Source organism: Pedobacter ginsenosidimutans (assembly GCF_001442625.1).
GTDB classification, from domain to species: Bacteria; Bacteroidota; Bacteroidia; order Sphingobacteriales; family Sphingobacteriaceae; genus Pedobacter; species Pedobacter ginsenosidimutans.
Genome location: NZ_LMZQ01000037.1, coordinates 22,474 through 30,385, shown reverse-complemented (window position 1 = coordinate 30,385; position 7,912 = coordinate 22,474). Strand labels below are relative to the sequence as shown.

Genomic DNA, 7,912 nt, shown 5'->3' with positions numbered 1-7,912 from the left:
ACCTGATGTGGTTTTCACACAGGATATATGCGAGGTGTGCAATATCGATACGGTTTGCACCGAGACAGCCGTAATGAAACTTAGTAAACAGCCAACGCTGGTACCTTTATCGCCAAATAACTTACAGGATGTTTTCGAATGCGCCATTACCATTGCCAGGGCTTTAGGAAAGGAAGAGGTAGCATTAAACTATCTGGCAGGCCTGCAAAAGAAAACAGATCATATTTTAGATCAGCTAAGGGCAAACCGTGCACCGTTAAAAAGGATTATGCTGATGGAGTGGATCGAACCGATCTACAATTGCGGACATTGGATTCCTTTTCAGATTGCAGCAGCTGGTGGCGTTGATATGTTGTCTAATCCTGGTGGCGACTCTATTGTAACCCAATGGGATAAAATCCTGAAGTATAATCCAGAGGTTCTGGTTATTGCACCATGTGGTTTTGATTTGAAACGAAGCATGGAAGAAATGGAGCTGTTAACATCAAAACCAGACTGGACCGATCTTGAAGCCGTAAAAAACAATCAGGTTTATATTGCTGATTTTGATATGTTCACCCAACCGAGCGTAGGTACGCTGGTTGAAGGTATAGAAGCTTTAGCCTGTATGTTTCACCCGGAGATATTTAAGGCAGACGAAAACATAGCCAAAAAATTCATCAACCACAGCCAGTCTGTGAAATCATTTAAATCTGTGTAGTCATATATGAAATTAGTTGTTTTAACAGGAGCAGGGATCAGTGCCGAAAGTGGGTTAAAAACATTCAGGGATTCTGATGGATTATGGGAAGGCTATAATGTTTACGATGTAGCCACCCCAGAGGCCTGGGAGAGAAATCCGGAATTGGTACAAGAATTTTATAACGAAAGAAGAAGACAGGTTTTAGCTGCAAAACCCAATCTGGCTCACCAGGTGCTTGCCGAGCTGGAAAAAGACTTCGACGTTGAAATTATTACCCAAAACATTGATGATTTGCACGAAAGGGCAGGTTCTACCAAGGTTACCCATCTTCACGGTGTAATTACCAAGTCTCAATCAGATAGAAAAGCAGATTTAACTTATCCCATCATTGGTTCAGAAATCAAAATGGGCGAGCTTTGCGAATTAGGTTCTCAACTTCGTCCACATGTAGTTTGGTTTGGCGAAGCTGTACCCATGATAGAAGTAGCAGCTAAACTCTGCAAACAGGCCGACTTGTTTGTACTCATCGGAACTTCGTTGGCCGTTTACCCTGCAGCAGGCTTAATTGATTTTGTACCTTCCTTTGTCGATAAATACATTATCGACCCAAGAACACCCGATGTAAAACGTTATAAAAACGTGATCAACATTGAGAAAAACGCTGTAAAAGGCATTACAGAATTAAAAGAAATATTAGCCAATGCCAGATAAAAAGCTTTGCATTTTTAATTGGAGCGGTGGTAAAGACAGTACATTGGCCTTACACCATGCCCTACAAGATCCTACTATCGAGATCCGTTATCTGATTACTACAGTTACCGAAAAATATAATCGTGTTTCGATGCATGGTGTTAGAGAAGCTTTATTAATTAAACAAGCTGAAAGTATTGGTATTCCACTGTATCAGATCCGTTTGAGCGAAATGCCCGATATGGAAACCTACGACAGTACCATGAAGCATCATCTTTCAAAATTTAAAGAGGAGGGTATTACGCATTCTATTTTTGGTGATATCTTTTTAGCGGACTTACGTACTTATCGCGAAAACAAATTAGCAGAAATCGGACTTAAGGCTATTTTCCCGCTTTGGAAAAAAGATACAAAACATTTAATTGAAGAATTCCTAAACCTGAACTATAAAACCATCATTGTTTGCACACAGCAAAATCTCGAAAATTTTTGTGGAAAAGTAATCAGCCTTGATTTAATCAGGCAACTTCCTGCCGATATCGATCCCTGTGGCGAAAATGGAGAGTTCCATACTTTTGCATTTGAAGGACCAATTTTCAAGAATAAAATCGCTTTCACCATCGGGGAGAAGGTATTCAGAACTTATAATGCTCCAGGTAAAACCACAACAGATGATGATTCACCTTGTTCAGCCACAGCACTTTCGGGCTTCTGGTATATGGATTTATTGGAATAATTTTTCTTTTCAAAACATTTTGGCATCATTTTTTCTTTAGTATTGGTAATTAACTAAATCACACAACATATTGAAACCTGTTTAGCGAGGTTAGGTAGCTAAACAAGCGTCATATTAAAAAATTAAGAGTTATGAAAAAGATATTGGTAGTAATCGCATTAAGTACTTCAGTTTTATTTGCTTGTAATAACAAGGCAAAAGAAGAAGCAGCATTAAAACAACAACAGGCCGAAAAACAATTGGCTATTAAAGCCGTAAAAGATAGTTTAAGGTTAGATAGCTTTAAAAAAGCCGAAGTGGCCAAAGTAGAACAGGAAAAAGAAGCTAAACACCAGGCAGAATTAGCTGCAGCTAGAAGAGCAAGCTCATCTAGATCTTATGCAAGCTCAGGTGGTGGTTCTAGCAGTGCTTACGGTGGCACACAACCAACTGCTAAGAAAAAAGGCTGGAGCGATGCAGCTAAAGGTGCAGTTATCGGTGGTGCAGCAGGAGCAGTTGGTGGTGCTTTAATTGACAAGAAAAAAGGTAGAGGTGCTATCATTGGTGGATTGGTTGGAGCTGGTGGCGGTTATTTAATCGGTAGAGGTGAAGACAGAAAATCTGGCCGTGTGCAACCTAAAAACTAAAAAAGGTTTTTAAAGATATATGAAGTCCCGATGTAAATCGGGACTTTTTTTGTTTTTACCTGTCCCTGGTCGTCATGCTGACCTGTAGCGGAGCGGAAAGCTACGGAGTAAATTTATCTCAGCATCTTTCTAATCATTAAATACATTCAAGCAAAATTGTATATACCGTATAAAATTCAATTGTATTTTTTATGCTTAATATAAAATGATCGATATATTTAACAAAAAAAAAGAACCAATGACAGATATCAATACTACCGCAGATAAAGGACAGATCCAACACTTCGTAATGTTCTGGTTAAAACCTCAACTAACCAAAACCGAGATCGAAGATTTCGCCAACTTCTTCGAAAGTTTAAAACCTATAAAATATATTAAAACGTTAAGTTATGGTTTAGCAGCAGGTACACCTGTACGCCCTGTTACCGATAACTCTTTTACCTATTCGCTAACCATTACCTTTGCTAATATTGCAGACCATAATGCCTACCAGGAAGATAAAGTGCATTTAGATGCCGTAGAAAAATTCTCTAAGAACTGGTACAGGGTAGTGGTGCACGATACCGTGATTGCTTAATAAGCTTTAGCCAAAGAGGCGCCGGGCATACAGAACATTCTGCGACGCGTCATCCTGAAGTTGTTTCAGGGTCTTTCCACCTTTAACCATAGGTGCGCACAGATGAATGCATATTTTCATTTATGCGCATTTTTTATTAAAGATTCATTTACGAACGGATCAATCCCACGATCCGTCATTTCGAGCACAGCCGGGAAATCTATTCTAAGTTAAGTAACGTGGAAGAGCTTTGTCATCATGAATTTATTTCAGGGTTACAAACAATAGATATTGTTCATTATAGGATGAAGGAGGCCCAAACCTCCCATTTATTTGGCAAAATAAGCATATAAAATTATATTTTGTTGCTACATATAAAAATCAATATATCAACCAGTTATATAAATTAATTTAAACAAATACTATTCACTGGAGGTGCTTTTCTTTCTAAAAACAATCAAATATTCAAAATATTATTTCGAATAGGTAAATAATATACTAAAAATCAATGAGTTACACCAATAAACAACTAATATTGATGCCTGTTATAGGCCGCTGTAAAATCAGAACGCATTAGCTTAAATCGCGCCACTACGGTTTGGATAAATTCTTCGTCAATAATTTCAAACACATCGTTAACACCACCTCCACTTAGATCAAGTTCAGCCAGTTTATAACTTTGCTCAAAGGTCCCCTGCTCAAACTTTACGATGTACTTTTGATTCATCGAAAAAATGGTAATCTTACATTCCGGATGCGGAAGTTCTGCCACTACTCTCATTTATTTTATATTTTTATTTACAATTCAACAGATACACCATTAAGCGTGCCCCAGCTATCTATAATCGAGAAACGGGCAAACAACTCTTCCCTGTACCATTCTCGCTCCCTGGTGAGCTTAATCACATCCGAATGATCAAAAGATTTGTAGGCATAGTTTTTCATACTCTCTGCATCGGCCCAAACCGAAAAGGTGGCCTGATCAAAAAATGGATTTTCGCCAATACCTGCCGACAAGATAAAACCAGGTGCAGTGCGCATGGCATCAGCCGCTCTTTTAATATTCTGTCTAAACTCTTTTAACTTGTTAAATTTAATCGCTGCCCTTGTAATTACAGCAATCTTACCTGTGTGGACATTACTTATTTTATCGAATTTAAATGGCTCTACAGCTGACCATAAGCCGTGGCTAGATAAAGGCTTTAATAAGATAGTAAAACTTTCAACTCCAAAGAAACCAAACCATTTCAGCACAAAAGAATCACGATAAAAACCATCACAATCGTTCCGGTTATCCCAGGTAGTTAGCACAGCCCAATGTTTGTAATCAGGAGCTAAATCTACCCGGGCATCTTTTCCACTCCCCATTAACTTCCAGAACCTGCAGCTCTTATTTAACCATAATGGTAATCGCAAAACAGCCATCCCTACAAATGCAAAAGGAATGGTAAAGCCACGGAATTTGGTAATGGTTAAGGCTACAATCATAAACTCACGGTTAATGATGCCAAAACTAATGATTTTAAGAATAGGTTATCATTCAAATTTTCGTCATTAAATCCACAATTAGCCTACATCTCACAAATCATAATTAACTTTGGTTATAGAAAATAAAAAATGGCAGAAGACTTAACCATCACCAGAAATACATCAAAGGAAGAGCAATATCAATCGATCATACCCCAGATAGACGCTTTACTTTATGGCGAAACAGATTTTATTGCAAACCTGGCAAATGTTGCAGCAGCACTTAAAGAACAGTTTAATTGGTTCTGGGTAGGTTTCTATCTGGTAAAGCAAGATGAATTGGTATTAGGTCCATTTCAAGGCCCGGTAGCCTGTACGCGGATAAAAAAAGGAAAAGGCGTATGCGGTGCCTCCTGGCAACAAGCAGAAACCATTATCGTTCCCGATGTGGAAGAATTCCCTGGTCACATTGCCTGTGCATCTGCTTCTAAATCGGAAATTGTTTTACCACTGATTGTTAATGGTGAAGTGATAGGCGTTTTGGATGTAGACAGCGAAGTGTTAAACAAATTTGATGAGACAGATAGAACTTATTTAGAGCAGGTTATATCAATTATATTAAACAGATAGTTAAGATAAGGTATTGAAACTAAGAGAAGAATATTATCTGAATGAAGACGTGGTGAGCCTAGCTAAAGATCTGTTAGGCAAAATACTCTATACCAAAATTGATAACGAAATTACCGCAGGCATCATCGTCGAAACCGAAGCTTATTTTGGCATAAAAGACAAAGCGTCGCATGCTTACGGCGGCCGCAGAACCAACAGAACAGAAACGATGTACAACAATGGAGGCATTGCCTATGTATACCTTTGTTATGGCATGCACAACCTCTTCAATATTGTAAGTTCTAAAGAAAACGATCCACATGCTGTTTTAATCAGAGGCATAGAACCTTTGGTTGGGATCGACATTATTGAGCAAAGAAGAAATATGCCGCATACAAAGGGTGCTATTTCGGCTGGCCCCGGCTCTGCTGCAAAAGCACTGGGAATAGATAAAACTTTTAACGCCAAAAATCTCACCGGAGATGAAATCTGGATCGAAGACCATGCTATCAGCTATAAAGATGAAGATATTGCCGCTACACCTCGCGTAGGCATAGCATACGCCAAAGAACATGCGCTGTTACCTTGGCGGTTCTTTGTAAAAGGCAACAAATACGTAAGTAAACCAAATAAGGTTTAATTAACGTAAACCTTTTAGCGTACTTCCTGTTTTTCATTATAAACAATTGAAAAGATGAAAAACGAGAAAAACATAGCCATCCTTAAAGAAATGGCAGAAAGCGTACGCACCTGTATGTTCACCACATTTTCCTCAGGAGGCGAATTCGGAAGCAGACCGATGGGTACCGCAAAAATTGAAGATGACGGGAGTTTATGGTTTTACACCAATGAATACTCACCTAAATCAAAAGAAATTTCTAAAGAAAACAATGTCCTGTTAGCCTATAGCGATCCATCTAACAATACTTATCTTACCGTAAAAGGTAAGGCTGAACTGGTAGATGATAAAGTACGCAAAGAAGCTTATTTTTCTCCGTTTATCAAGGCATGGTTCCCGGATGGAACAGAAGACCCAAGATTAATCCTGATTAAAGTTATCCCAGAAGAGGCTGAATACTGGGATGCTTCAGCATCTAAAATTGTCGTACTATTCAGTATGTTAAAAGCTGTAGTAACAGGTGATACACCCAATTTAGGTAAGCATGATACTATAAAATTTTAATTTCATTGCACAAATTGAAAAGCAGGCTTGGGAACAATACCTGCTTTTTTTGTAATATTGAGGCAATGAATTTTGAAAACAACTTATTATTCGCACAAACACAAGACGAAACCGACCAGTTGCGTGATTTCAGGTCTCAGTTTTTATTCCCAAACCACAACGGAAAAGATTTTATTTACTTGTGCGGCAATTCATTAGGGCTTCAACCTAAAGTTGCCAGCGAGGTTTTAAAAGGCCAGCTTAACAACTGGGCCAACTATGCAGTAGAGGGCTGGTTCGACGGAAACGAACCCTGGATGTTCTACCACAAGGCACTTAAAAAGCTAATGGCCCCGATTGTTGGCGCATTACCATCGGAAGTATGTCCGATGAATACCTTAACGGTGAACCTTCATTTGTTAATGGTCAGCTTCTATCAGCCTAAAGGCAAACGCTTTAAAATCATTATGGAAGGCGGTGCATTCCCATCCGATCAATATGCAATAGAAAGTCAGGTAAGATTTCATGGTTTCGACCCAAAAGAAGCGATTATAGAGGTTTTCCCCAACGAAGGCGAAGAAACACTCCACACAGAAGATATCATAGCTAAAATTAAAGAAAACGGGGATGAAATCGCTCTGGTATTATTTGGCGGAATAAATTATTACACCGGACAATGGTACGATATGGAAGCCATTACAAAGGCAGGGCATGAAATCGGCGCAATTGTAGGTTGGGACCTGGCGCATGCCGCAGGTAATGTTCCTGTAAAGCTTCACGATTGGGATGTTGATTTTGCCTGCTGGTGCTCATACAAATATCAAAATTCAGGCCCCGGGGGAATAAGTGGAATCTTTGTTCACGAAAAACATTTCAGCAACACCAAATTGAACCGCTTTGCAGGATGGTGGGGTTATCAGGAAAGTAAACGCTTTAAAATGGAAAAAGGCTTTATTCCAGAAGCTGGAGCAGATGGCTGGCAGGTAAGTTGTACGCAGGTAATGCCAATGGCTTTATACCATGCTTCGCTTCAGATTTTCGAACAAGCAGGATTTATAGAACCATTAAGAAATAAAAGTATTGCTTTAACTACATATCTTGAATTCATTATAAATGAAGTAAATAAGGAGTTAGGCATAATGCAATACAAAATCATCACACCTAATGTAGCTAAAGACAGAGGTGCGCAGTTATCCATCATCGCTCAACAAAATGGCAAACAGATTTTTGATGGCTTAATGACAAACTACGTACTTGGCGATTGGCGCGAACCTGATGTAATCCGCTTAAGCGCAGTACCACTTTATAACTCTTTCGAAGATGTTTATTTGGCCGGACAAGCACTTTTAAAAGTAAGTAAAGCTGTTTTACGATAAGAAGAAAA

11 protein-coding genes are annotated in these 7,912 nt (G+C 38.9%); 9 read left to right on the top strand and 2 right to left on the bottom strand.

Going from position 1 to position 7,912, the window contains the following annotated elements; genetic code table 11:
* From ASU31_RS23505 to ASU31_RS23485, 5 genes are all read left to right on the top strand, one after another.
* Window positions 1-700: ABC transporter substrate-binding protein (locus ASU31_RS23505; protein WP_057934692.1), on the top strand; the 700-nt coding region annotated here is incomplete at its 5' end.
* 6 nt (window positions 701-706) lie between these two features.
* Window positions 707-1,393, top strand: a complete 687-nt coding sequence (locus ASU31_RS23500; protein ID WP_057934691.1) for an SIR2 family NAD-dependent protein deacylase — start codon at window positions 707-709, stop codon at window positions 1,391-1,393.
* Window positions 1,383-2,108, top strand: coding sequence for a Dph6-related ATP pyrophosphatase (locus ASU31_RS23495; RefSeq protein ID WP_057934690.1), 726 nt, complete (start codon window positions 1,383-1,385; stop codon window positions 2,106-2,108). The genes ASU31_RS23500 and ASU31_RS23495 overlap by 11 nt, the downstream gene beginning before the upstream one ends.
* A gap of 131 nt (window positions 2,109-2,239) precedes the next feature.
* Window positions 2,240-2,734: a YMGG-like glycine zipper-containing protein gene (locus tag ASU31_RS23490; RefSeq protein ID WP_057934689.1), complete on the top strand. Its 495-nt coding sequence runs from the start codon at window positions 2,240-2,242 to the stop codon at window positions 2,732-2,734.
* Between the two features lie 205 nt (window positions 2,735-2,939).
* Window positions 2,940-3,311, top strand: a complete 372-nt coding sequence (locus ASU31_RS23485; protein WP_245224597.1) for a Dabb family protein — start codon at window positions 2,940-2,942, stop codon at window positions 3,309-3,311.
* A 508-nt stretch (window positions 3,312-3,819) separates the two neighbouring features.
* Here ASU31_RS23485 and ASU31_RS23480 read toward each other — a convergent pair.
* Window positions 3,820-4,071 (bottom strand): hypothetical protein, encoded by a 252-nt coding sequence (locus ASU31_RS23480; protein WP_057934688.1) that lies wholly within the window; start codon window positions 4,069-4,071, stop codon window positions 3,820-3,822.
* A 17-nt stretch (window positions 4,072-4,088) separates the two neighbouring features.
* Window positions 4,089-4,778 carry a DUF3291 domain-containing protein gene (locus tag ASU31_RS23475; RefSeq protein WP_057934687.1) on the bottom strand — a complete coding sequence of 230 codons (690 nt, stop codon included), beginning with the start codon at window positions 4,776-4,778 and terminating at the stop codon, window positions 4,089-4,091.
* A gap of 129 nt (window positions 4,779-4,907) precedes the next feature.
* Here ASU31_RS23475 and ASU31_RS23470 point away from each other — a divergent pair, with 129 nt between their 5' ends.
* The 4 genes from ASU31_RS23470 to kynU all read left to right on the top strand — a co-directional run bounded on the left by ASU31_RS23470 (window position 4,908) and on the right by kynU (window position 7,904).
* Window positions 4,908-5,387 carry a GAF domain-containing protein gene (locus tag ASU31_RS23470; protein WP_057934686.1) on the top strand — a complete coding sequence of 160 codons (480 nt, stop codon included), beginning with the start codon at window positions 4,908-4,910 and terminating at the stop codon, window positions 5,385-5,387.
* A 13-nt stretch (window positions 5,388-5,400) separates the two neighbouring features.
* Entirely contained in the window at window positions 5,401-6,006 is a 606-nt protein-coding gene (locus ASU31_RS23465; RefSeq protein ID WP_057934685.1) for a DNA-3-methyladenine glycosylase, read from the top strand.
* A gap of 54 nt (window positions 6,007-6,060) precedes the next feature.
* Window positions 6,061-6,549 (top strand): pyridoxamine 5'-phosphate oxidase family protein, encoded by a 489-nt coding sequence (locus ASU31_RS23460; RefSeq protein ID WP_057934684.1) that lies wholly within the window; start codon window positions 6,061-6,063, stop codon window positions 6,547-6,549.
* Between the two features lie 65 nt (window positions 6,550-6,614).
* The gene (kynU, locus tag ASU31_RS23455; protein WP_057934683.1) at window positions 6,615-7,904 is read left to right on the top strand and encodes a kynureninase; all 1,290 of its coding nucleotides are present in this window, start codon (window positions 6,615-6,617) and stop codon (window positions 7,902-7,904) included.
* The last annotated feature ends 8 nt before the right edge of the window (window positions 7,905-7,912 follow it).